A 21452-nucleotide genomic window follows, 5' to 3' on the forward strand; every position below is an offset into this window, starting at 1 on the left:
CTGCCCGCCGTACGCCGCGGTAGCCGATGATGCGCCCGCCTGCGGTTTCGCGGAGGTGGAGCACGCCGCCGGCGTGCTCCAGGGCGGACACGCTCCCGCCCGGTCGGCCGTCGCCGGCTGACCGGGCGGTGACGGCATCGGTGACGGCAACTGCGTCGGTGACGCGCGCCGCGGTTCGGGTGGTCTGTGTGTGGGGGGGGCGGGCCTTGGCAGTCGCCGTGTTCACGCCGCGCCGCTCTTGCCCGTACGTCCGAAGCGCTCGTCCACGCCCGGGCCTCCGAACTGCTCGTCCAGGACGGAGAGGCGGCGCCAGTACTCGTCCTCGTCGATCTCACCGGCGGCGAAGCGCCGGCCGAGCATCGCGATCGGCGAGTCGCCGGACGGGCGGATCCGCTCCGGGCCGTGCCAGTGGCCATGGCGGCCACGCCACCCCGTGCGGCGCAGGACGGTCACGACACCGATCACGACGGCTGCCCAGATCAGCGGGAAAAGGACGATCCACGGGCCGGGCCCGCCGTCCCCGTACGCCAGGGTCTGCATCTGAAGTCATCTCCTCGGGTGTTCCGGTGATGCTTCGATGCTTTTGCCGGGAGGGGGTCCGGGTCGTCGTACGGCCAGCGGCAGTGCGCGTACCTCCACGGGAGTACGAGCGGGGACTTCGGCTGCTCCTCGCGCCGGGGCGCGGGCCGAGGCCCGGATCCCCGGCCGGGGCGCGGGCCGCCAGGGCCTGGGCCGGAGGCGTGGACCGGGATCAGGTCTGTGCGAGGGCCGCGATCGGGTCGTCCAGCACCGGCTGCCACGCCAACTCGGCCGCGCCCACCAGGCTGTTGTGGTCCAGCGTGCAGGCCAGGATCGGGACCCCGCCGCTCTGTCCCCACAGACTGCGGTCGGCGACGACGGCCCGCAGCCTCTGCGGGTCGGTGTCGAGGAGGGTGCGGTGCAGGCCGCCGAGGATGATGCGGTCCGGGTTGAGGATGTTGACGAGCCCCGCCAGGCCCAGGCCCAGCCGGTCGATCAGCGCCCCGACGGCGGTGCGTACGGTCGGGTCGGTGTACTGGTCGCGGATCAGCTCGTTGGCCTGCTGGAGCAGTGACACCTCGGGGCCGGGGTCGCGGCCGGCCGCCGTCAGGAACGCCAGCGGGTCCGCCTCGACGTCCAGGCAGCCCCGGCCGCCGCAGTGGCAGGGGCGGCCTTCCGGGTTGACCGTGAGGTGACCCACTTCGAGCGCGAGGCCCGAACTGCCCGTGTGCAGACGCCCGTCGAGTACCAGCGCACCGCCGACACCCCGGTGCCCGGTCGCCACGCACAGCAGGTCGCGGGCGCCCCGTCCCGCGCCGTGCCGGTGTTCGGCGAGCGCGGCGAGGTTGACGTCGTTGGCGGCGAACGCCGGCCCGGTGATGCCTGCCGCGCGGACGCACTCCGCGAAGATCTTCCGCACGGGCGCGCCGGCCGGCCAGGCCAGGTGGAGGGGGTTGAGCGCGGTGCCCTCGGGTTCGGCGACGGCCGACGGGACGGCGACTCCGGCGCCCACACAGCGGCGTCCGGTCTTGCGGAGCAGTTCGGCGCCCGCCTCCACGACCGAGCCGAGCACCTTCGCCGGGTCGGCGTCCACGGTCTCGCAGCCGGGAGCGGTCGCCACGATGCGCCCCCCGAGGCCGACCAGAGCGGCGCGGAAGCCGTCGGAGTGCACCTGGGCGGCCAGCGCGACGGGACCGTCCTCGGCGAGTTCGAGGCGGTGCGAGGGGCGGCCCTGCGAGCCGGCGGCGGCGCCGGGACGGGCGTCGACGCGGATCAGGCCGAGCGCCTCCAGCTCCGCGGCGACCGCGCCCGCCGTCGCGCGGGTGACGCCCAGCTCCGCGGTGAGCACGGCCCGGGTCGGCGCGCGTCCGGTGTGCACGAGCTCCAACGCGGGCCCGAGCGCACCCCGCCCTCGGTCCAGCCGCGTTCTGGTGCTTCCTTCTCCCACCGCTCCGGGGGCCGTATTGCCGCTCATGAGGGCGAGTCTCCCATGATCCGGTCACCCGGTGACCGGGTCGGCGGTCGGGAAGCCGCTCACGCGCAGGGTGATGTTCAGACGGCCGGTCAGTCCCAAGTCGGGCGGGGCCGTGCCCGCGTGGACGCGCGGCACACCGTGGTGAGCGAGCCGGGAGGCGCCGCCGAACACGAACAGGTCGCCGCTGCGCAGCTCGACGTCCGTGTAGGGGCGCCCTCTCGACTCGGTGTTCCCGAACCGGAAGACGCAGGTGTCACCGAGGCTCAGCGACACCACGGGGGCGTCGGACTTCTCGTCGCTGTCGCGGTGCATACCCATACGGGCGTCGGCGTCGTAAAAATTGATCAGTGCGATGTCGTAGGTCAGTGCGGTGGCGTAAGGGGGTGCCTCGGCGCCTGCCGCCGGGCCCTCTCCCCTCGGGGCGTCGTTCACGAAGGCGTCCCGCACCGCTCGTCGGCCCAGTTCGCCCAGCCAGGCGGGGAACTTCTTCACGGGTGCCCCGTCCCCGTCGACGACCGTGGACGCGTACCCGTACGGGTACCAGTGCCGGCCGAGGCAGACCTGCCGGGAGGTCATCGTGCCGCCGCCTGGTGTCCGGACCGTGCGCAGCCCCGCGGGCGGGCGGGCCCAGTCGCGGCAGGCCTCCACGAGTCCGTGCTGCCGCTCGGGCGTCAGCCAGTCCGGCAGGTGTACGGCGCCCGGCGCGATCTCCGTCCGGTTCCTGGGAAACAGTTCCGCGTCCATGGCTGCCATCCTCGCGCGCGGCATACAGGGCATGCACGTGCCTCGCGCCAATGTGCGCAGGTGACCGCCGGGAGTCCCTGATCTGCGCCTCAGTTAGCCTGGACCCAATGACCGACCGTATGACGACCCCCTCGGCCGAGCTGATGCTGGCGCGCTTCCCCGAGGACTCCCGTGACCAGCTCCGTGCGTGGGATGCCTCCGACGAGTACCTGCTGAAGCATCTCGCGGACAGCGGCCAGGCGCTCGACGGCACGGTCGTCGTGGTCGGTGACCGCTGGGGCGCCCTCAGCACGGCCCTCGCGGCGCACCGGCCGGTGCAGATCACCGACTCGTTCCTCACCCGGGAGGCGACCCGGGCCAATCTGGCGCGCAACGGCTCCGGCGAGGAATCCGTACGTCTGCTCACCACCCGGGACGCGGCGCCCGAGCGCGTCGACGTGCTGCTGGTGCGCGTGCCCAAGAGCCTCGCGCTCCTGGAGGACCAACTGCTGCGGCTGGCGCCCTCCGTGCACGAGGGGACGGTCGTCGTCGGCACCGGCATGGTCAAGGAGATCCACACCTCGACGCTCAAGCTGTTCGAGCGCATCCTGGGACCGACCCGCACGTCGCTGGCCGAGAAGAAGGCCCGGCTCGTCTTCTGCACGCCGAACCCTGGGCTCGTGAGATCGGCCAACCCCTGGCCGCACAGCTACACCCTGCCCGACGGCATCGGTCCCGTCTCGGGCCGTACCGTCGTCAACGAGGCGGGTGTCTTCTGCGCCGAGCGCCTGGACATCGGCACCAGGTTCTTCCTCCAGCATCTGCCGTACGGGCACGATGCGGGACGCGTGGTGGACCTGGGCTGCGGAAACGGCGTGGTCGGTACCGCGGTGGCGCTGGCGCACCCGCAGACCGAGGTGCTGTTCGTGGACGAGTCGTACCAGGCGGTGGCCTCGGCGGAGGCGACGTACCGGGCGAACACCGACGACACGGCGGATCACGGCAAGGCGGAGTTCCGCGTCGACGACGGCCTGAACGGTGTCCCGGAGGCGAGCGTCGATCTGGTCCTGACCAACCCGCCCTTCCACTCGCACCAGGCGACGACCGACGCCACGGCGTGGCGGATGTTCACCGGGGCGCGCCGCGCGCTGCGGCCGGGTGGCGAGCTGTGGGTGGTCGGTAACCGTCATCTCGGCTACCACGTGAAGCTGCGGCGCCTCTTCGGCAACAGCGAACTGGTCGCGAGCGACACGAAGTTCGTGGTCCTGAAGGCCGTCAAACAGTCCGGGGACGTCACGCGGCCCTGAGCCGGCGCCAGGACTGTCCTAGCCGCGGGCCTCGTCCCCGGGTCGCCGTTGTGCCTTCGCGGGTCCGCGGAAACGGTAGCGGCGCTCGGGCCGCCCGGCCGCTCCGTAGCGCAGGGTCACGTCGGCGCTGCCGGTGCCGTGGAAGTGCTCCAGGTAGCGGCGGGCGCTGACGCGGGAGATACCGGCCAGGGTCGCGCACTCGGCCGCGGACAGGGTGTTCTCCGCGCTCCTGAGCGTACGTTCGATCAGCGCGGCCGTCTCCACGCTCATGCCCTTGGGCAGCGTGACGGCGGCCGATGTGGGCACGGCGGCTCCTGCGAGCACCCGGTCGACGTCGGCCTGGCCGTGCACGACGGTGGCGAGCAGACGGCCACGCTGGACGGCGTAACGCTCCAGCCGGGAGCGCAGGTCCTCGAACTCGAACGGTTTGAGCAGGTAGTCGACGACGCCGTGGCGGACGGCGCCACGCACCGTCTCTGCCTCCCGCGCGGCGCTGATGACCATGACGTCACAGTCGTGACCGGCGGTACGCAGCCGGGGAATGACGTCAAGACCGAAGAGGTCCGGCAGATACAGGTCCAGCAGGACGAGATCGGGGTGCAGTTCGTCCACGGCGCGGACGGCCTGCTCGCCGGTGCTGGCCACGCCGACGACCCGGAACGGCCGGACGCGGTCGACGAAGGCGTGGTGGACCCGGGCCACCATGAAGTCGTCGTCGACCACGAGCACGTCGATCGTGCCGGTCGCACCTGCCGTACTCGTCATGTCGGCCGTACTCGTCGTGCCGGTCGTCGCGGCCGTACCTGCCGTACCTGCCGCGCCGGGCGCCCCGTTCATCGTGTCGCTCCTTCCGCCACCGCGTCGGCGAGGTGGCTCACGGTCATGCGTGCGGTGAACATGGCCCCGTCGGGGGTGTTGGTCACCGAGATCTCTCCACCGTGACGCTCGCAGACGAGCCGGGTGAGCGCCAGTCCGATCCCGCGCTCGCCCTCCTGGGCGGCCTTGGTGGTGAAGCCGTGCGAGAAGACCTCGCGGGCGAGTTCGGGTGCGACGCCGGGACCGGAGTCGCGGACGACGATCTCCACGCTGGTGGCGTCCTGCCGCAGTTCGACCTCCACCCAGGCCTCGTTCGAGTCGGCGTGGCCGTCGGGTGCACGGGCGGCGGACGCGACGGACGCGGCGGACGCGGCGTCCACGGCGTTGTCGACGAGGTTGCCGACCACCGTCGCGACGTCGGCGGCGTCCTCCGGGGTGAGCCGGTCGAGGGCGGTGCCGTGCGAGATGCGCAGGCTGACCTTCCGCTCGGCGGCCAGCGAGGACTTGGCCATGAGCAGGGCGGCGACGGCGGTGTCACGGACACGCCGGCTGAGGGTGATGTCCAGCGACTGGCGGCGCTGGTTCAACGCCCGTATGTAGCGCACGACTTCGTCCTGTTCGCCGATCTGGATCAGCCCCGAGATGGTGTGCAGCTGGTTGGCGAACTCATGGGCCTGCGCGCGCAGCAGCTCGGAGGAGCTGCGGAAGGATCCGATCTCCCGTTCCAGCCGGGCCAGTTCGGTGCGGTCCCGCAGGGTGGTGACCGAGCCCAGCGGGCGGCCGTCCTTGACGACGGTCATCCGGTTCATCACCAGCACCCGGCCGCGACGGACGACGACCTCGTCACGTTCGCCGGGCTCACCGTGCCGGCCCGGCTGGAACTCGTCACCTTCACCGGCCGCACCATCCCCATCCCCATCACCGTCCCTGATCCGGTCCCCGTCCCCGTCCCGGGCCCCGGCAGCCCCCGCCAGGACGTCCCGCAGCCGTCCCTCGATGCCGAGTTCGGCGAGGCTGCGGCCCACGCAGTCCTCGGGGAGGTCGAGCAGGCGGCGGCCCATGTCGTTGGCCAGGGTGAGCCGATGCTGCGGGTCCAGGGCGATCACGCCCTCGGCGATCCCGTACAGCATCGCCTCGCGGTGCTCGGCGAGGCCGGCGATCTCGCGGGGTTCCAGGCCGAGAGTCTGCCGCTTGACGCGCCGGGCCAGCAGCCAGGAGCCGACCAGGCCGAGCCCGCTGGCGATGCCCAGGTAGGCGAGCAGATACGAGGAGGCCCCGCTCAGCCGCTGCCACACCGTCGGGTCCGCCTCGCCGATCATCACCGTGCCCAGGCGCCGGCCGAGGTTCTCCTGCGTGGCGCCGAGCACCGGCACCTGGGCCACGAGTTCGCGGCTGCCGTCCAGCGTGAGTGAGCCGGACCAGCCCCGGCCCTGTGCGGCGCCCTCACTGAGGGGCAACTGAGCACCGATCACCGTGGGGTTGGTGGAACTGACGATCCGGTCGTCGGCGTCGGCCACCGTCACGGAGGTGACCCCGGACTGTGTCTGGGTGGAGTTCACCAGCGGGGCGAGGGCCTGCTGCGGCGCGGGCCGCACGAGTTGGCTGCGCGTCAGGGGGTTCGCGGCGAGCTGCTCGGCGAGCGCGATGACCCGGCGGCCCTCGACGCGGTTGAAGGTCGCCTCCGACTGCGCGAGGGAGACCGCGGCGACGGCCAGCAGCACCACCACGACGATGGCGAGCTGCAGCACCAGCATCTCGCCCGCGAGGGTCTGGCGACGGAGGGCGGCGACCACGACGGACTCAATCTCTCGCGCTGACACGGCATGGCACGGCATGACACGGCACGGCTCAGCTGCCGGACCGCACCATCATGGCCCCCGCCCGCGACGGGGAAAAGGGTCCGGCTGACACAAAGACCACAACCTCCGTTGGTTCCGCAAGCGAGACAGACACCGGACGTACGGGCAACATGTGGCCCACGTCACCCTCCCCAGGGCGTCCCCGTACTCCCCCGTATTCCGTACGGGGACGCCCCTCCCCCCGCCTCATCGACGTCTTCGACTTCAACGCACGCGTCCAACGCGTCCAACGCATCACCGTGATCGTGGCGATCGACGTGCTCGACCAGACGTCATCGACCAGACGTGACCGGCGTACCGACAACAGGTGGTGGAATCCGTGCGTCTGAGCGCTCCCCTCGCCCTGCTCGGGGCCGCCGTGCTCCTGCTCGTGGGGCCTCCGCTGCTCACGACCGGCAGCGGCTCCGAGACCGGCACGCAGATCCCGGGCCTGCGCTTCATGGTCCCCAACACGCCCGGCGGCGGCTACGACATCACGGCCCGGACGGCCGCGAAGAACGCCGAGGACGCCGAACTCACCCACAACATCGAGGTGTTCAACCTGCCCGGCGCGGGCGGCACCGTCGGGCTGAGCCGGCTGGTGAGCGAGCACGGCAACGGCAAGCTCGCCATGTCGATGGGCCTCGGCGTGGTGGGCGCGGTGCACTCGAACGACTCCCCCAAGACCCTCGCCGACACCACCCCCATCGCCCGGCTCACCGAGGAGCAGGACGTCGTGGTGGTCGGCAAGGAGTCCCCGTACACGTCGGTCGACCAGCTCGTGGACGCCTGGAAGGCGAACCCGGGCAAGCTGCCGGTGGGCGGCGGTTCCTCGCCCGGCGGGCCCGACCATCTCGCCCCCATGCTGATGGCGCGGGCCGCGGGGATAGCCCCGAAGGACGTCAACTACATCCCCTTCGACGGCGGTGGCGAACTGCTCGCCTCGATCCTCGGCGACAAGGTCGCGTTCGGGGTGTCGGGCGTCGGCGAGTACCTCGACCAGATCAAGGCGGGCGAGCTGCGCGTGCTCGCCGTCACCGGGCCCGAGCGGGTCGACGAACTGGACGCGCCCACCCTCAAGGAGTCCGGCTACGACGTGGACTTCACGAACTGGCGCGGCATCGTCGCGCCGCCGGGCCTGTCCGACGCCGAACGCGACAAGCTCGTACGCCTCGTCGAGGAGCTGCACGACTCCCCCCAGTGGCAGAAGTCCCTGGAGCAGAACGGCTGGGACGACGCCTTCCTGACCGGCGGGAAGTTCGGTGACTTCCTGGCCGCCCAGGACAAGCGCGTGATTTCGGTGCTGAAGGAGCTGGGACTGTGACGACGCGGACCACCGACGTCCCCCCGACGCCCGGGGACCCGCGGCGCTCATGGCTGCGGGAGCACTCCGAACTCGGCGTCTGCGTCATGCTGCTGGCGCTCGGCGTGCTGGTGCTGACCGACGCGCTCACCATGGACGTCGAGATCACCCAGCGCGGGCCCGTCGGGCCGAAGACCGTGCCGGTCGTGGTCGGTATCGGGCTCCTGGTGATCGCCGCGCTGCTCGCCGTCGACGTGCTGCGCGGCGGTCGTGGCGAGGCGGAGGGCGGCGAGGACATCGACCTCTCCGAACCGGCCGACTGGCGCACGGTGTCACTGCTCGCCGGGGTGTTCCTCGGCGCGGCCGTCCTCATCGAACCACTCGGCTTCCCCATCGCGGGCGCGCTCCTCTTCTGGGGAGCCGCCTTCACCCTGGGCAGCCGCCGCTTCGACCGTGATCCGCTCATCGCGGCCGTCCTGTCCCTCGTCACGTACGCCGTGTTCAACAACCTGCTCGGGGTGCCACTGCCGGGCGGCCCGCTGATGGGAGTGCTGTGACATGAACGCCTTCAACTCCCTGATGGACGGCTTCGGTACGGCTCTGACACCCGTCAATCTGCTGTGGGCCGCCCTCGGCGTGCTGCTGGGTACCGCGATCGGCGTACTGCCCGGCATCGGGCCCGCGATGGCGGTGGCGCTGCTGCTCCCGGTGACGTACGGGCTTGAGCCGATCGGCGCGTTCATCATGTTCGCGGGGATCTACTACGGCGCGATGTTCGGCGGTTCGACCACCTCGATCCTGCTGAACACGCCCGGCGAGAGCGCTGCCGTGGTCGCGGCCATGGAGGGCAATCCCATGGCCAAGGCGGGGCGCGGCGCACAGGCGCTCGCGGCTGCCGCCATCGGCCACTTCGCGGGCGGCCTGATCGGTACGGTCCTGCTGGTCGCGCTCGCTCCGACGGTCGCCGACCTCGCGGTGGACATCGGCGCGCCGGACTACTTCGCGATCATGGTGCTGGCGTTCATCGCGGTGACGTCGGTGCTGGGCTCGTCACGGATCAGAGGGCTCGCGTCCCTGCTCATCGGCCTGACCCTCGGCCTCGTCGGCCTGGACCAGATGACCGGCCAGCAGCGGCTCACCTTCGGGTCCCTGCAACTCGCCGACGGCATCGACGTGGTGATCGTGGCGGTCGGTCTGTTCGCGATCGGCGAGGCCCTGTGGGTGGCGGCGCACCTGCGGCGCCTGCCGGGAGAACCGATCCCGGTGGGCCGCCCCTGGCTGGGCCGTGACGATCTGAAGCGGACCTGGAAGTCGTGGCTGCGCGGCCCGCTCATCGGCTTCCCGTTCGGCGCGATCCCCGCCGGTGGCGCCGAGATCCCCACCTTCCTGTCGTACGCCACGGAGAAGCGCCTGTCGAAGCACAAGGACGACTGGGGCAGGGGCGCCATCGAGGGCGTGGCGGGGCCGGAGTCGGCGGCGTCGGCCTCCGCGGCGGGCACGCTGGTGTCCATGCTGACCCTGGGTCTGCCGACGACGGCGGTCGCGGCCGTCATGCTGGCGGCCTTCCAGCAGTACGGCATCCAGCCGGGCCCGCTCCTCTTCGAGCGCGAGCCCGACCTGGTGTGGGGCCTGATCGCCTCCCTCTTCGTCGGCATGGTGCTGCTGCTGGCCCTCAACCTGCCGCTGGCACCGGTGTGGGCGAAGCTGCTGCGCATCCCCCGTCCGTACCTGTACGCGGGCATCCTGTTCTTCGCGGCGGTCGGCGCGTACGCGGTCGGCGGCGAGGTCATCGACCTGGTGATCCTGCTGATCATCGGCCTGATCGGCTTCGGCATGCGGCGCTACGGGCTGCCGGTGCTGCCCGCCGTCATCGGCGTCATCCTCGGCCCCAACGCCGAGCAACAGCTCCGCCGCGCCCTGCAGATCAGCGACGGCAGCGTCTCGGGACTGGTCGACACGCCCTTCTCGGTGACGGTGTACACGGTGACGGCTCTGCTGCTGATCTGGCCGCTGCTGGGGAAGCTCGTGACGCGTGTGACCCGGGGAACCCGCGGGCGCGCCAAGGCCTGACGGGTACGGCGGGTACGGCGGTCACCGGGCGCTGCGGCGGGCCGTGCACTGACGGCGGCCGGTGCTCTCACGGCAGCCGATGCGCTGCCGCGTCTGCGGCGTCTGCCGCGTCTGCGGCGTCTGCGGCGTCTGCGGCGTCTGCGGCCCACGGTCGGACAACTTCCTTGCCCACTCCCGCACACCGACCTAGCCTGCTTTTGTGCCGCTAATAAACAAAACCCGAAAGCACAACGGCGTGCCGGGTGACCACAGCAGCGACCTCACCCGGCTCCGCGTCGTCCTCACCGTCTTCTTCGCCCTGGACGGCTTCGTCTTCGCGGGATGGGTCGTCCGCATTCCCGCGATCAAAGAGCAGACCAACGCCTCCACCACCGCACTGGGGCTCGCCCTCCTCGGCGTCTCCGCGGGCGCCGTCATCACCATGATCCTCACCGGCCGCCTCTGCCGGCGCTACGGCAGCCACCCCGTCACCGTCGCCTGCGCCGCCCTGCTCTCGCTCAGCATCGCTCTGCCACCGCTCACCCACTCGGCACTCGCGCTGGGCGCCGTTCTGCTGATCTTCGGCAGCGCGTACGGGGGGATAAACGTCGCGTTCAACAGCGCCGCCGTCGACCTGGTGAAGGCGATGCGCCGCCCCATCATGTCCAGCTTCCACGCCGCTTTCAGCCTCGGCGGCATGACCGGTGCCGGACTGGGCGCGCTGGTCGCCGGTGTCCTGTCCCCCACCCAGCACCTGCTCGGCCTCACCGCGATCGGGCTGCTCGTCACCGTCCTCGCGGGCCGGGCCCTGCTGCGTATCCGGCCCCCGGCACCACCGGAGAACGCACCGCGGTCCGAGTCGGCGCCGCGCCGCCTCGGACCCCGTACCCGCCCGCTCGTGATCACCTTCGGTCTCATCGCCCTGTGCACGGCATACGGCGAAGGGGCCATGGCCGACTGGAGCGCCCTGCACCTGGAACACGACCTGGCCGCCTCACCGGGCACCGCGGCGGTCGGTTACTCCTGCTTCGCGCTCGCCATGACCATCGGCCGCCTGACCGGCACCCGGCTGCTCGAACGCCTGGGCCAGACACGCACCCTGGTGGCCGGCGGCACGACCGCCGCGATCGGCATGCTCATCGGCGCCCTCGCCCCCTCCCTGTGGGCAGCGCTCCTCGGCTTCGTGATCACCGGGCTCGGCCTCGCCAACCTCTTCCCCACGGCGGTCGAGCGCGCCGGCACACTGGCCGGCCCCGACGGAGTCGCGATCGCCTCCACCCTCGGCTACGGCGGCATGCTCCTGGGGCCACCCGCCATCGGGTTCATGGCGGACTGGTTCTCCCTTCCCGCCGCCCTCACCAGCGTCGCGGCGCTGGCCGCCACGGCAGCCGTCATCGGATTCGTCACACGCCGTGCGGCAGAACGCTGAGTCCCGTGCGCGTACGCCTGCCGGTTGCCGGTTGCCGGTTACCGGGGGCGTCGGGCACCACGTACTGCACGGCGGCAACGATCCTCACGTGCCGAGTCCTCCTCGCTCGACCAGTTGGCCCGCGATGACGTTGCGCTGGATCTCATTGGTGCCTTCGCCGACGATCATCAGCGGGGCGTCACGGAAGTAGCGCTCCACGTCGAATTCGGTGGAGTAGCCGTAACCACCGTGGACACGGACGGCGTTGAGGGTGATCTGCATGGCGGTCTCGGAGGCGAACAGCTTTGCCATACCTGCCTCCATGTCGACGCGGCGGCCTTCCTGGGCCTCTCGTGCGGCGTACAGGGTGAGCTGACGCGCGGCCATCAAGGACGTGGCCATGTCGGCGAGGTAGTTGCCGACGGACTGGTGCTTCCAGATGGGTTTGCCGAACGATTCCCGCTCCTGGGCGTACGCGAGGGAGTCTTCCAGGGCTGCCCGGGCGACACCCAGCGCACGGGCGGCGACCTGGAGGCGTCCGGTCTCCAGCCCTTTCATCATCTGCGCGAATCCCTCCCCTTCGACTCCGCCGAGTACCGCGTCGGCCGATGCCCGGTAGCCGTCGAAGGACAGCTCGCAGCTTTCCACGCCCTTGTATCCCAGCTTGGGCAGATCACGTGAGACGGTCAGCCCCGGTCCGTGTTCGACGAGGAGGACGGAGATCCCCTTGTGCGCCGGGACGGCGTCGGGATCCGTCTTGCACATCAGGGCGATCAGCTGTGAGCGGCGGGAGTTCGTGATCCACGTCTTCGATCCGTTCACCACGTAGCCGTCCCCTTCCCCTTCCCCGTCCCCTCCCTCCTCCCTGCGCGCCACAGTCCGCATGGCCTGGAGGTCGGAGCCGCCGCCGGGTTCGGTCAGCGCCATCGTCGCCCTGATCTCGCCGGTGGCCATCCTCGGCAGGTAGCGCTGTTTTTGTTCCTCGGTGCCGAAGTGCAGCAGCAGTTTCGCGACGACGGTGTGGCCGCCCATGGCGCCGGCCAGACTCATCCAGCCGCGGGCGAGTTCCTCGGTGATCAGGACGTAGCACGGCATGGAAACGGGAGTCCCGCCGTACTCCTCGGGGATGGCGAGGCCGTAGATGCCGAGCTGCTTCATCTGCTCGATCAGCGCTTCGGGGTAGGCGTTGGCGTGCTCCAACTCCTGGACGACCGGTTTGACGTCCTTGTCGACGAAGTCGTGCACGGTGCTGACGATGAACTGCTCGTCGGCGGACAGGATGTCCAGCGTGCTCATGATGGGAAGCTCCTCGTGTCGCTCTCGTGCTGCTCTCAAGCCGGTCCGGTGTCGGTCTGATGAGCAGGACGGCTGCCGCAGGCCCGGGCGAGGACAGCCCGCGCCCGCAGTACCACCGGCCGGTCGATCATCTGTCCCTCGTGAACCGCCACGGAGCCGCCCGCCGCCGCGGCGATGACGCCGTGCGCCCAGGACACCTCCCGTTCCGATGGCGTGAAGCCCCGGTCGGCGACATCGACCTGCCGGGGGTGGATGCACAACTTGCCCGTGTACCCGAGGGCGGCTGCGTGCTCCACGTCGGCCGACAGCAGCGCCTCGTCCTCGACCGAGGTCGTCACTCCGTCGACCGGTGCCGCGCATCCTGCCGCCGCGGCAGCGAGGACCAGCGCTGAACGGGCGTGGTGCAGGGCGTCGTACGACCGGTGGTCGACCCCGAGCTGCGTGGCCAGGTCGACGCTGCCGAAGGCGGGCCTGATGACCGACGCGACGGCGCAGACGTCCGGTGCCCGCAGGATGCCGCCCGCGGTTTCGATCAGCGGCACGATGCCGCTGTTCCCGGGCAGCCGCCGGGACAGGGCGACGAGGTCCTCCGGCGCCTGCGCCTTGGGCACCATCACGACATCGGTCAGGCCCGCGACCACGGCCAGGTCGTCCTCGTACCAGGGTGTGCCCACGCCGTTGATACGGACCATCGCCCGATGTCGCCGGCCCTGGCCCAGCCATGCCGCGGCATGGTCGCGCGCCTGCCGTTTGAGGTCCGGTGCGACCGAGTCCTCCAGATCGACGATCACGACGTCGGCCGTGCCGGCCGCCGCCTTGTCGAACCGGTCCGGCCGGTGACCCGGTACGAAGAGGAAGGTCCGCGCGGTTGCGACGATCGCCGCGAGCGGGGACGCGTGTGTGTCCACGGGCTGATCCCTTTGCGTTGACGAGTTGACGAGCTGACGAGCTGACGAGCTGACGAGGCGCGCCGAGAGACAGTGCCGAGGCTGCGCCGCACAGGACCGGCCGTCGGTCAGGGACTGTGCAGACGGCCTGCGGCCGTTTGCCGCCCGTGGACATCGCGCACCGCGGTCGTGGTTCCCTCCGGTCCCCTCACCGCCTCGACCACCATTCCCTGGTGGTCGAAGAGAGGTGACAGCAGCCGGTATTCGAAACGCTGGTCCCGGCCTTCGGACCGTCCCCGGGCCGCCTCCGCCATGGCCAGGGCCTGCAAGGGGCCGTGGGTCACAAGCCCCGGGTATCCCTCGACGTCACGCGCGTAGTCACGGTCGTAGTGGATGCGGTGGCCGTTGTAGGTGAGAGCCGAGAACCGGAACAGGAGGGTGGGGGACACAGCGATCTCCCACTCGTGGTCCGCGGCCGGCACGCGCGCGTCCGCCGCGGGCGTCGGATCCGTACGGACGGACGACGCCGCGACGGCCTCGCGATAGACGATGTCCTGCTCCTCGTCGATGACGACGCGTCCGTTCTGGATCACCTGGTGACTCACGACGACGAAGGTGAGGGCACCCGACCTGCCGCGCTTCTCCCGGACGGACAGCACCTTCGTGCGCCTGGTGGCGACCTGACCGCAGCGCAGTGGCCCACGGCTTTCGACCCGGCCACCCGCCCACATCCGGCGGCGTCCTGGTCCTGGCGGGGCGGGGACGGTGCCCCGGGCCGGGTGACCGTCCGAACCGAGATCGTTCTGTGCGGGGCGCTCCAGGAGGTAGAGCCAGTGCCACAGCAGGGGCAGCGCCTCGCCGTTGTCCAGATCCGGGACCGGTACGTCCAACAGCCCGCCCAGTGCGTGCGCGGGGCCGGGAAGCAGTAGTTCGCTCCGCTCAGCGATCTCTTCCACGGAAGTTCCTCCTTGCGACCGGATCGGTCCGGCATCCGCCGGTTGGTTCAGATGGCGTGCTCGGCCCGCAGGGTGTCGATGTCGTCGGCGCCGTATCCGAGTTCGGCCAGGACGCCGAGGGTGTGCTGACCCGCTGCCGGGACCGCGTCCATGCGCGGGACGGTGCCGGCCAGGCCGACCGGCGGCAGCAGACTGGGCACCCCCTTCCCACTGGGCAGGAGGACGTCCTGCCAACGGCCGCGGGCCCTGAGCACGGGGTGGGCCAGGAATTCCTGGACGTCGTAGACCTCCGCGTTGGCTATGCCGGCCCGGTCCAGGTGTTCCCGCGCCTGTTGGCTGTCGAGTTCACCGAAGCGGGCGGTGATGATCTCGTTCAGCTCCCGGCGATGGGCCACGCGGTCGGCGGTGGTGGCGAAGCGCCGGTCCTCGACGAGGTCGGGACGCCGGAGGAACTGATCGCACAGGGAGGCCCATTCGCGTTCGTTCTGCACCGTGAGCAGGACATCCCTGCCGTCGGACGCCGTATAGGCACCGTACGGGGCGATCGTGGCGTGCTGGGTACCGATGCGCGGTGGCTGGGTGCCGCCGTGCCGTGTGTAGTGGGCGGGCTGGCTGACCCACTCGGCCAGCGCTTCGAACAGCGACACCTCGACGGCTCGGGCGACACCGGTGGTGGCCCGGGTGTAGAGGGCCGTGAGGATCCCGGAGTAGGCGTACATGCCGGCGGCGATGTCGGCGACGGACACCCCGACGCGGGCACTGCCGTACTCGTTGCCGGTGAGGGAGACCAGGCCCGTCTGGCACTGCACCAGCAGGTCGTACGCCTTGCGGTCGGCCCACGGTCCGGTGGACCCGTAGCCGGTGACGGAACAGGAGATCAGGGTAGGGAAGCGGGCCGCCAGGGCCTCGGCACCGAGGCCCAGACGCGTGGCCGCGCCCGGCGCCAGGTTCTGTACGAACACGTCGGCCGTGGGGAGCAGGTCTTCCAGGACCTTTCGGCCCGCGGGCGTCTTCAGGTCGAGTGTCACGGATTCCTTGGAACGGTTGAGCCAGACGAAGTAGCTGGACTCCCCGTGCACGGTGGTGTCGTACCTGCGGGCGAAGTCGCCGCCCCCGGGGCGTTCGACCTTGATGACGCGCGCACCGAGGTCGGCCAGCTGGCGCGTGGCGAAGGGGGCGGCCACGGCCTGCTCGACGCTGACGACGGTGATGCCGGAGAGCGGCAGAGGTTCGGTCATGCGTGTGCCTCCAGGCGATGGGTGTCCGGGAGCAGCCGACCCACCTCGACGGCGACCGCGGCGCCGAGCGAGTGCCCGGCCACGACGCACGAGTCCACCGACTCTGCCTCCAGCACCGCCACCACGTCTCGGGCGAACTCCTCCATCGTCCAGACCTCTCGGGTGGATCGTGACTCGCCATGCTCGGCGAGGTCGATCGCGAGCACCCGGTGGGTCCGCGGCAGATGGCTGGTCACCGCGTCGAAGTCGGTACGGCCACAGGCCCAGCCGTGGACGAGAACCAGGACCGGTCCCCCCACTGGACCACTGGCCGAGTACCGGATCGTCGTGTCACCCGAACGGTGAACCTCAAGGTCGGCCACGGTTCTGCTTCTTGACGCTGCTGCCATTCGGAACCTTCGTGCCACATCGTGATACATCGTGTCGTGCTGTAGCATGAGCGTAGTCACAGACCACATGGACCGTCAACGCCGACGCGTCTCGGTCGAAGGAGCCCTTCCTGATGTATGCAGCGTGGTACGACACCTCTGGGCCGGCCCGGGACGTACTTCAAACAGGCCATCTGCCCACACCGACACCCCATGAGGGCGAGGTCCTCGTCCAGGTCAAGGCGTCCGGCATCAACCCATCGGACTACAAGCGTCGCGGGGCCGCCCAGGTGCCCTCGGAATCGCGCGTCAGGACGGTGCCGCACAGCGATGGCTCCGGAGTGGTCGTGGAGGTCGGTGACGGGGTGGATCCGTCGTGGGTGGGCCGATCGGTCTGGATGTGGAATGCGGTCAACCGCAACGGTTACGCCGCCCCGCAACCGCGGGAGTGGGGCACGGCGGCGGAATTCGTGGCCCTTCCTGTGACCTGCGTGAGCGCCCTGCCGGACGGCACGAGTTTCGCGACCGGCGCGTGCCTCGGCGTACCGGCCTTCACCGCCTACGCGGCGGTCTTCGCGGAGGGGCCGGTGAAGGGCAGGACGGTCCTGGTGCAGGGCGGTGCGGGCGCTGTCGGCGAACTGGCGGTTCAGTTCGCGGCTCAGGCCGGAGCGACCGTGATAGCGACGGTCAGTTCGGACGGCAAGGCTCAGCGTGCGCGAGACGCCGGTGCACACCATGTCGTCAACTATCGCGAACGCGACGTGGTGGCAGCGGTCCGGGCCGTGGCGCCGACCGGAGTCGATCGCGTCATCGAAGTCGATTTCGCAGCCAACATCCGGGCGGACGCCGAAATGATCCAGCCCTACGGCGTGATCGCGAGTTACTCCTCGACGTCGGCCCCGGAGCCCCCACTGCCCTATTACGCCCTGCAGTACAAGGGCGTGTCGATACGGACGATCCAGGTCTTCACCATGCCGGCGTCGCTGCGCACCGCAGCCGTCGAAGCGATCACCACGAACCTCAAAAACAGAACATTGCGACCGACGATCGCGGCGTCCTTCCCTCTGGACCGGATAGCCCAGGCCCACGAGCTCGCGGAAAGCAGGCCGAACGGCAACGTCGTGCTGTCTCTGTGACGACCCGGCGACCCCGTCGCCCAGCACACTCTTCCTGGCCCGAGCGATCAACGGTCAGCGGTCAGCGGTCAGCGGTCGACGCGACACCCGGAACTCACCCGGCCCCGTGCCGCCGTCGGGCCGTCGCGCACGGCACAGTGGTATCCACCGCACCGAACGGATCAGGAAGTTGATGTCATGACCGACAAGCTCACTGTCAGTGTCCTGGGCACCGGGATCATGGGCGCCGCGATGGCCCGTAACCTCGCCCGTGCCGGACACGGCGTCAGGGCCTGGAACCGCAGCCACGACAAGGCCGAACCGCTCGCCGCCGACGGTGCGCACATCGCCCGTACGCCCGCCGAGGCGGTCGAGGGCGCCGATGTCGTCCTGACCATGCTGTACGACGGTCCCGTCGCGCTGGACGTGATGCGACAGGCCTCCCCCGCCCTGCGCGCCGGCACTCCGTGGGTGCAGTCGACGACCGCGGGCATCGCCGCCGTCGGTGAGCTGGCCGGTTTCGCCCGCGAGAAGGGCCTGCTCTTCTACGACGCGCCCGTACTCGGCACCCGGCAGCCCGCCGAGGCAGGGCAGTTGCTCGTCCTCGCCGCCGGTCCGAGCGACGGCCGGGACACCGTGGCGCCGGTCTTCGACGCGGTCGGCGCCCGTACGGTGTGGACCGGCGAGGACGGGGCAGCGGCCAGTGCGACCCGTCTCAAGCTCGTGGCCAACAGCTGGGTCATCGCCGCCACCACCGCGACCGGCGAGACCCTCGCCCTCGCCAAGGCACTCGGTGTCGATCCGCGGAGTTTCTTCGACGCCATCGCAGGTGGTCCGCTCGACATGGGGTATCTGCACGCCAAGAGCTCCCTCATCCTGGAGGACCGGTTGTCGCCGGCCGCCTTCGCCGTGTCCACCGCCGCCAAGGACGCCCGCCTGATCGTCGAGGCCGGCGAGCAGCACGGGGTGCGCCTCGACGTCGCGGCAGCGAGCGCCGAACGCTTCGCCCGCGCCGCCGCGCAGGGCCACGCCGACGAGGACATGGCCGCCGCCTACTTCGCGAGCTTCGACGAGGACTCCGAGGGCTGAGCCGCCACCGAGCCGGGCCCGAGCGCCGGCCCCTTACTCGTCGGCCGCTGACTCGCCGGCCCCTGACTCGTCGGCCACTGATCCGTCGGCGACTGGCTCGTGGCCACTGCCCGTCGGTCCGGTGGGGCCGGCGGGCGGTGCCGGTCAGCTCCGCCGCGGCGCTTGCGCCAACATCCGTTCCAGGACCGCCCGTTGCAGTGGCCGCACCTCACCATGCAGGGCGCGGCCCTTCTCGGTGAGAGACACGCGTACCCCGCGCCGGTCCTCCGCGCACATGCAGCGCTCCACGAGGCCGTCCTTCTCCAGACGGCCGATCACCCGCGACAGCGCACTCTGGCTCAGATGCACCCGCCCGGCGATCTCCTGGACGCGACAGGCGACGCCGCCGTCCGCGGACACCGCCGTGGCCAGTACGTCGAGGACCTCGAAGTCACTGGCCCCCAGGCCGTGTTGATGCAGGGCACGATCAAGTTCGCACAGTGTGCGCGCGTGCACCGCGAGGATGTCGCGCCACCGGTCCACGAGCCCCTGCTCGGCCTTCTCCGCAGCCGCCATGGCGGCACCCTACTACCGCCCGGCACCGGCGCTGTGTGCCGGCAGGCTTCCTTGCCGCGCCGGGCGCACAGCTGTGACACTCCCCCTATGGAACACACCAGGGGGCGACGGACCCAGTCCGAGCGGGACGCGATCACCGTGGAGATCGGGTACGCGCTGGCCAGCGCCGTGTTCGCGGCGGCGATCGTGTTCGGAGTCCTCGCCGGTCCCGCGCTGCTCTTCGACCTGCCGGGGGCGTTCGAAGACGTTCTGGTCGTCGCGGGGACGGCGCTCGCGGTCGTCCTCTTCCTTCTGCGGGTGGTCTCGGTGCTGATTCGTTTCCGGCAGGGGCCTCAGCCGAGCCAGCCCGGTCGCACCAGCCCCGACTCGTAGGCCAGCACGACCAGTTGGGCCCGGTCACGGGCGCCCAGCTTCACCATGGTGCGGCTCACATGGGTCTTGGCCGTCAGAGGGCTGACCACGAGACGCCGCGCGATCTCGGTGTTCGACAGTCCGATGCCGACCAGCGCCATCACCTCCCGCTCCCGCTCGGTGAGTTCGGCGAGCGCGTCCGCGGCCGCCGGTTCCTTGGAGCGGGCCGCGAACTCGGAGATCAGACGACGCGTCACGCCCGGCGAGAGCAGTGCGTCACCCTCGACGACCGCCCTGACGGCCCGCAGGAGTTCGTCGGGTTCGGTGTCCTTGACGAGAAAGCCGGACGCCCCGGCACGGATCGCCTCGAAGACATACTCGTCGAGTTCGAAAGTGGTGAGCATGACGACCCTGACGTCCCGCAGATCCGAGTCGTCGGTGATGCGCCGGGTCGCGGCGAGGCCGTCGAGCACCGGCATGCGGATGTCCATCAGGACGACGTCGGGCCGCAGTTCCCGTACTCCCCGCAGCGCCTCCACGCCGTCCGCGGCCTCGCCGGCGACCTCGATGTCGGGCTGGGCGTCGAGGAGCGCCTTGAAGCCTGCGCGGACCAGTGACTGGTCGTCGGCGAGCAGTACGCGGATCACGAGTTCTCCTTGGACGTGCGGGATGCGTCGGGCCCCGAGGGCTTCTCGGGTACCGGCGGTGTCTCGGCTGCCGAGGGGTTCTCAGGTACCGGCGGCGTCTCACGTACCGGCGGTGTTCCGGGCGATGCCCCCGGCACCCCGAGCGCGTTCTTCAGCGGGAGCACGGCCAGCACCCGGAAGCCGCCGTCCTCGCGTGGCCCGGCCTCGATGGTGCCACCCAGGGCCGCCGCCCGCTCCCGCATTCCGGCCAGCCCGTTGCCGCTGCCGCCCGCGTCCTCGCCGGTCGCCGGGCCGTCGTCGTCGACACGGAGCCGCAACGCGTCGCGCGTGCGGTCGACCCGCACGCGCGCGTGCCGGGAGCCGGAATGCCGCACGACGTTGGTCAACGCCTCCTGGACGATGCGGAAGGCGGCGAGGTCGGCACCCGGGGACAGGCGTCCGCCACCGCCCCGGTTCTCGACGGCGACGGTGAGGCCGGCGCTCGCGGCCTGTTCCACGAGTTCGGGAAGGCGGTCGAGCCCGGGCGCCGGGGCGCGCGGCGCGTCACCGGGCGCGCGAAGTGTGTCGAGCACCTGGCGCACCTCCCCCAGCGCCTCCTTGCTCGCGGCCTTGATGGTGATCAGCGCGGTCCGTGCCTGTTCCCGGTCGGAGTCGAGCAGCGCGAGACCGACGCCCGCCTGGACGTTGATGACCGAGATGCTGTGTGCCAGGACGTCGTGCAGTTCGCGGGCGATGCGCAGCCGTTCCTCGTCGGCACGCCGCCTGGCCGCCTGGCGGCGTTCGGCCCGATCGCGGTCCCACTGCTCACGGCGGACGCGGGCGAGTTCGGAGACCGCGACGATCGCCACCATCCAGGCGGCGATGGCGACCTCGTCGCCCCACGAGGAGGGCGCGTCGCCCTTCGGCGGCAGCCACCGGTAGAGCCAGTGCCCCACAAGCAGGTCGACCGTCCACAACGTGCCGAGCGCGGCCCAGGCCGCCCGGCGGTGCCCGGCGACGACCGCGCTGAAACAGGCGAGCGCGACCGTGAGGAAGATCGGCCCGTACGGGTGTCCCGCGCTGAAGTAGACAAGCGCCGAGGCGGCGGTACCGAACACCACGAACACCGGGTACCGCTGCCGCCACAGGAGCAGCAGACCGCCTCCGAGCAGCAGGGCACGCGCGAGGGCGTCGAGCTGCTCCCGGTCGGGCTGTTCGCGGGCGGCGTAGTTGCTGCCCACGAGGACGAACACGGTGAGGAACAGCGTCGAACGCCACGGCCAACGGGAGTGGCCGCCGCCCTCTTCGTCCTCGTCGCGGTGGTACCGCCACGGGGGCCCGTGCCGCCGGCCCCATGGTGGACCGCCCCTGGCCGAGGGGCGCCCGCCACGCCGGCGTGTGCGGTGCTCTTCCATACCCGCCACGCTAGACGTCACGGGCCGCCGGGCGCGTCAGCCGAGCGAGGTGATCACTCGTACTCCCGGCGGAGTACGACACGCGCTGCGGCCGGGGCCCGGCCCGCCCCGCCAGGGCC

The 21452-nt window shown here is 71.1% G+C and carries 22 protein-coding genes; 8 read left to right on the forward strand and 14 right to left on the reverse strand.

What is annotated here, in order from left to right:
- The 4 genes from AOK01_RS44450 to AOK01_RS23005 form a co-directional block, all read right to left on the reverse strand.
- Positions 1-226 (reverse strand): hypothetical protein (locus tag AOK01_RS44450; RefSeq protein WP_055514700.1); only part of this gene is annotated, 226 nt, incomplete at its 3' end.
- A complete protein-coding gene (locus tag AOK01_RS22995; protein WP_055514702.1) occupies positions 223-540 on the reverse strand; it encodes an SHOCT domain-containing protein in 318 nt (105 codons plus the stop codon). The genes AOK01_RS44450 and AOK01_RS22995, both read right to left, overlap by 4 nt.
- A 211-nt stretch (positions 541-751) precedes the next feature.
- Positions 752-1993 (reverse strand): ROK family protein, encoded by a 1242-nt coding sequence (locus AOK01_RS23000; protein ID WP_079103677.1) that lies wholly within the window; start codon positions 1991-1993, stop codon positions 752-754.
- A 24-nt stretch (positions 1994-2017) separates the two neighbouring features.
- A complete protein-coding gene (locus tag AOK01_RS23005; protein ID WP_055514704.1) occupies positions 2018-2737 on the reverse strand; it encodes an alpha-ketoglutarate-dependent dioxygenase AlkB family protein in 720 nt (239 codons plus the stop codon).
- A 119-nt stretch (positions 2738-2856) separates the two neighbouring features.
- On the opposite strand from AOK01_RS23005, the gene AOK01_RS23010 reads away from it, so the two are divergent.
- Positions 2857-4023 (forward strand): methyltransferase, encoded by a 1167-nt coding sequence (locus AOK01_RS23010; RefSeq protein WP_055514777.1) that lies wholly within the window; start codon positions 2857-2859, stop codon positions 4021-4023.
- A gap of 18 nt (positions 4024-4041) precedes the next feature.
- On the opposite strand, the gene AOK01_RS23015 is transcribed toward AOK01_RS23010, so the two are convergent.
- Positions 4042-4788 carry a response regulator gene (locus tag AOK01_RS23015; RefSeq protein ID WP_055514779.1) on the reverse strand — a complete coding sequence of 249 codons (747 nt, stop codon included), beginning with the start codon at positions 4786-4788 and terminating at the stop codon, positions 4042-4044.
- 68 nt (positions 4789-4856) lie between these two features.
- The gene (locus AOK01_RS23020) at positions 4857-6593 is read right to left on the reverse strand and encodes a sensor histidine kinase (protein WP_055514781.1); all 1737 of its coding nucleotides are present in this window, start codon (positions 6591-6593) and stop codon (positions 4857-4859) included.
- Between the two features lie 424 nt (positions 6594-7017).
- On the opposite strand from AOK01_RS23020, the gene AOK01_RS23025 reads away from it, so the two are divergent.
- The 4 genes from AOK01_RS23025 (at position 7018) to AOK01_RS23040 (ending at position 11458) form a co-directional block, all read left to right on the forward strand.
- Positions 7018-8001 carry a Bug family tripartite tricarboxylate transporter substrate binding protein gene (locus AOK01_RS23025; protein ID WP_055514784.1) on the forward strand — a complete coding sequence of 328 codons (984 nt, stop codon included), beginning with the start codon at positions 7018-7020 and terminating at the stop codon, positions 7999-8001.
- Positions 7998-8537 (forward strand): tripartite tricarboxylate transporter TctB family protein, encoded by a 540-nt coding sequence (locus AOK01_RS23030; RefSeq protein WP_055514706.1) that lies wholly within the window; start codon positions 7998-8000, stop codon positions 8535-8537. Before AOK01_RS23025 ends, AOK01_RS23030 begins: the two co-directional genes overlap by 4 nt.
- 1 nt (position 8538) lies before the next feature.
- Positions 8539-10050 carry a tripartite tricarboxylate transporter permease gene (locus tag AOK01_RS23035; RefSeq protein ID WP_055514708.1) on the forward strand — a complete coding sequence of 504 codons (1512 nt, stop codon included), beginning with the start codon at positions 8539-8541 and terminating at the stop codon, positions 10048-10050.
- Positions 10051-10285: 235 nt separating this feature from the next.
- Positions 10286-11458 carry an MFS transporter gene (locus AOK01_RS23040; RefSeq protein ID WP_055514709.1) on the forward strand — a complete coding sequence of 391 codons (1173 nt, stop codon included), beginning with the start codon at positions 10286-10288 and terminating at the stop codon, positions 11456-11458.
- 84 nt (positions 11459-11542) lie between these two features.
- Here the strand turns inward: AOK01_RS23040 and AOK01_RS23045 are convergent, their stop codons facing one another.
- The 5 genes from AOK01_RS23045 to AOK01_RS23065 all read right to left on the reverse strand — a co-directional run bounded on the left by AOK01_RS23045 (position 11543) and on the right by AOK01_RS23065 (position 16176).
- Positions 11543-12733: an acyl-CoA dehydrogenase family protein gene (locus AOK01_RS23045; RefSeq protein WP_055514711.1), complete on the reverse strand. Its 1191-nt coding sequence runs from the start codon at positions 12731-12733 to the stop codon at positions 11543-11545.
- 35 nt (positions 12734-12768) lie between these two features.
- Positions 12769-13641, reverse strand: coding sequence for an HpcH/HpaI aldolase/citrate lyase family protein (locus AOK01_RS23050; RefSeq protein WP_245702373.1), 873 nt, complete (start codon positions 13639-13641; stop codon positions 12769-12771).
- Between the two features lie 107 nt (positions 13642-13748).
- Positions 13749-14576 carry an HTD2 family dehydratase gene (locus AOK01_RS23055; RefSeq protein ID WP_055514713.1) on the reverse strand — a complete coding sequence of 276 codons (828 nt, stop codon included), beginning with the start codon at positions 14574-14576 and terminating at the stop codon, positions 13749-13751.
- A 47-nt stretch (positions 14577-14623) separates the two neighbouring features.
- Positions 14624-15814, reverse strand: a complete 1191-nt coding sequence (locus AOK01_RS23060) for a CaiB/BaiF CoA transferase family protein (protein WP_055514715.1) — start codon at positions 15812-15814, stop codon at positions 14624-14626.
- Entirely contained in the window at positions 15811-16176 is a 366-nt protein-coding gene (locus tag AOK01_RS23065; protein WP_245702374.1) for an alpha/beta fold hydrolase, read from the reverse strand. Before AOK01_RS23065 ends, AOK01_RS23060 begins: the two co-directional genes overlap by 4 nt.
- A 140-nt stretch (positions 16177-16316) precedes the next feature.
- Here AOK01_RS23065 and AOK01_RS23070 point away from each other — a divergent pair, with 140 nt between their 5' ends.
- Both AOK01_RS23070 and AOK01_RS23075 read left to right on the forward strand, forming a co-directional pair.
- Positions 16317-17318, forward strand: coding sequence for an NADPH:quinone reductase (locus tag AOK01_RS23070; RefSeq protein ID WP_055514717.1), 1002 nt, complete (start codon positions 16317-16319; stop codon positions 17316-17318).
- 177 nt (positions 17319-17495) lie between these two features.
- Positions 17496-18386, forward strand: a complete 891-nt coding sequence (locus AOK01_RS23075; RefSeq protein WP_055514719.1) for an NAD(P)-dependent oxidoreductase — start codon at positions 17496-17498, stop codon at positions 18384-18386.
- A 144-nt stretch (positions 18387-18530) separates the two neighbouring features.
- Here AOK01_RS23075 and AOK01_RS23080 read toward each other — a convergent pair whose 3' ends face one another.
- Positions 18531-18941: a MarR family winged helix-turn-helix transcriptional regulator gene (locus AOK01_RS23080; RefSeq protein WP_055514721.1), complete on the reverse strand. Its 411-nt coding sequence runs from the start codon at positions 18939-18941 to the stop codon at positions 18531-18533.
- 87 nt (positions 18942-19028) lie between these two features.
- On the opposite strand from AOK01_RS23080, the gene AOK01_RS23085 reads away from it, so the two are divergent.
- Positions 19029-19313 carry a DUF6332 family protein gene (locus AOK01_RS23085; RefSeq protein ID WP_055514723.1) on the forward strand — a complete coding sequence of 95 codons (285 nt, stop codon included), beginning with the start codon at positions 19029-19031 and terminating at the stop codon, positions 19311-19313.
- On the opposite strand, the gene AOK01_RS23090 is transcribed toward AOK01_RS23085, so the two are convergent.
- Together AOK01_RS23090 and AOK01_RS23095 are read right to left on the reverse strand one after the other, a co-directional pair.
- Positions 19274-19939, reverse strand: coding sequence for a response regulator transcription factor (locus tag AOK01_RS23090; RefSeq protein ID WP_055514725.1), 666 nt, complete (start codon positions 19937-19939; stop codon positions 19274-19276). The genes AOK01_RS23085 and AOK01_RS23090 overlap by 40 nt on opposite strands.
- Positions 19936-21333, reverse strand: a complete 1398-nt coding sequence (locus AOK01_RS23095) for a sensor histidine kinase (RefSeq protein ID WP_079103679.1) — start codon at positions 21331-21333, stop codon at positions 19936-19938. The genes AOK01_RS23090 and AOK01_RS23095 overlap by 4 nt, the downstream gene beginning before the upstream one ends.
- Positions 21334-21452: the final 119 nt, after the last annotated feature.

The organism is Streptomyces aurantiacus (assembly GCF_001418335.1).
GTDB classification, from domain to species: Bacteria; Actinomycetota; Actinomycetes; order Streptomycetales; family Streptomycetaceae; genus Streptomyces; species Streptomyces aurantiacus.

Bases quoted from the DNA above. Each gene is read 5' to 3' on its own strand.
- AOK01_RS22995 (WP_055514702.1), bottom strand. From the start codon at position 540: ATGCAGACCCTGGCGTACGGGGACGGCGGGCCCGGCCCGTGGATCGTC.
- AOK01_RS23000 (WP_079103677.1), bottom strand. From the start codon at position 1,993: ATGAGCGGCAATACGGCCCCCGGAGCGGTGGGAGAAGGAAGCACCAGA.
- AOK01_RS23005 (WP_055514704.1), bottom strand. From the start codon at position 2,737: ATGGACGCGGAACTGTTTCCCAGGAACCGGACGGAGATCGCGCCGGGC.
- AOK01_RS23010 (WP_055514777.1), top strand. From the start codon at position 2,857: ATGACGACCCCCTCGGCCGAGCTGATGCTGGCGCGCTTCCCCGAGGAC.
- AOK01_RS23015 (WP_055514779.1), bottom strand. From the start codon at position 4,788: ATGACGAGTACGGCAGGTGCGACCGGCACGATCGACGTGCTCGTGGTC.
- AOK01_RS23020 (WP_055514781.1), bottom strand. From the start codon at position 6,593: ATGCTGGTGCTGCAGCTCGCCATCGTCGTGGTGGTGCTGCTGGCCGTC.
- AOK01_RS23035 (WP_055514708.1), top strand. From the start codon at position 8,539: ATGAACGCCTTCAACTCCCTGATGGACGGCTTCGGTACGGCTCTGACA.
- AOK01_RS23045 (WP_055514711.1), bottom strand. From the start codon at position 12,733: ATGAGCACGCTGGACATCCTGTCCGCCGACGAGCAGTTCATCGTCAGC.
- AOK01_RS23060 (WP_055514715.1), bottom strand. From the start codon at position 15,814: ATGACCGAACCTCTGCCGCTCTCCGGCATCACCGTCGTCAGCGTCGAG.
- AOK01_RS23070 (WP_055514717.1), top strand. From the start codon at position 16,317: ATGTATGCAGCGTGGTACGACACCTCTGGGCCGGCCCGGGACGTACTT.
- AOK01_RS23075 (WP_055514719.1), top strand. From the start codon at position 17,496: ATGACCGACAAGCTCACTGTCAGTGTCCTGGGCACCGGGATCATGGGC.
- AOK01_RS23080 (WP_055514721.1), bottom strand. From the start codon at position 18,941: ATGGCGGCTGCGGAGAAGGCCGAGCAGGGGCTCGTGGACCGGTGGCGC.
- AOK01_RS23085 (WP_055514723.1), top strand. From the start codon at position 19,029: ATGGAACACACCAGGGGGCGACGGACCCAGTCCGAGCGGGACGCGATC.
- AOK01_RS23095 (WP_079103679.1), bottom strand. From the start codon at position 21,333: ATGGAAGAGCACCGCACACGCCGGCGTGGCGGGCGCCCCTCGGCCAGG.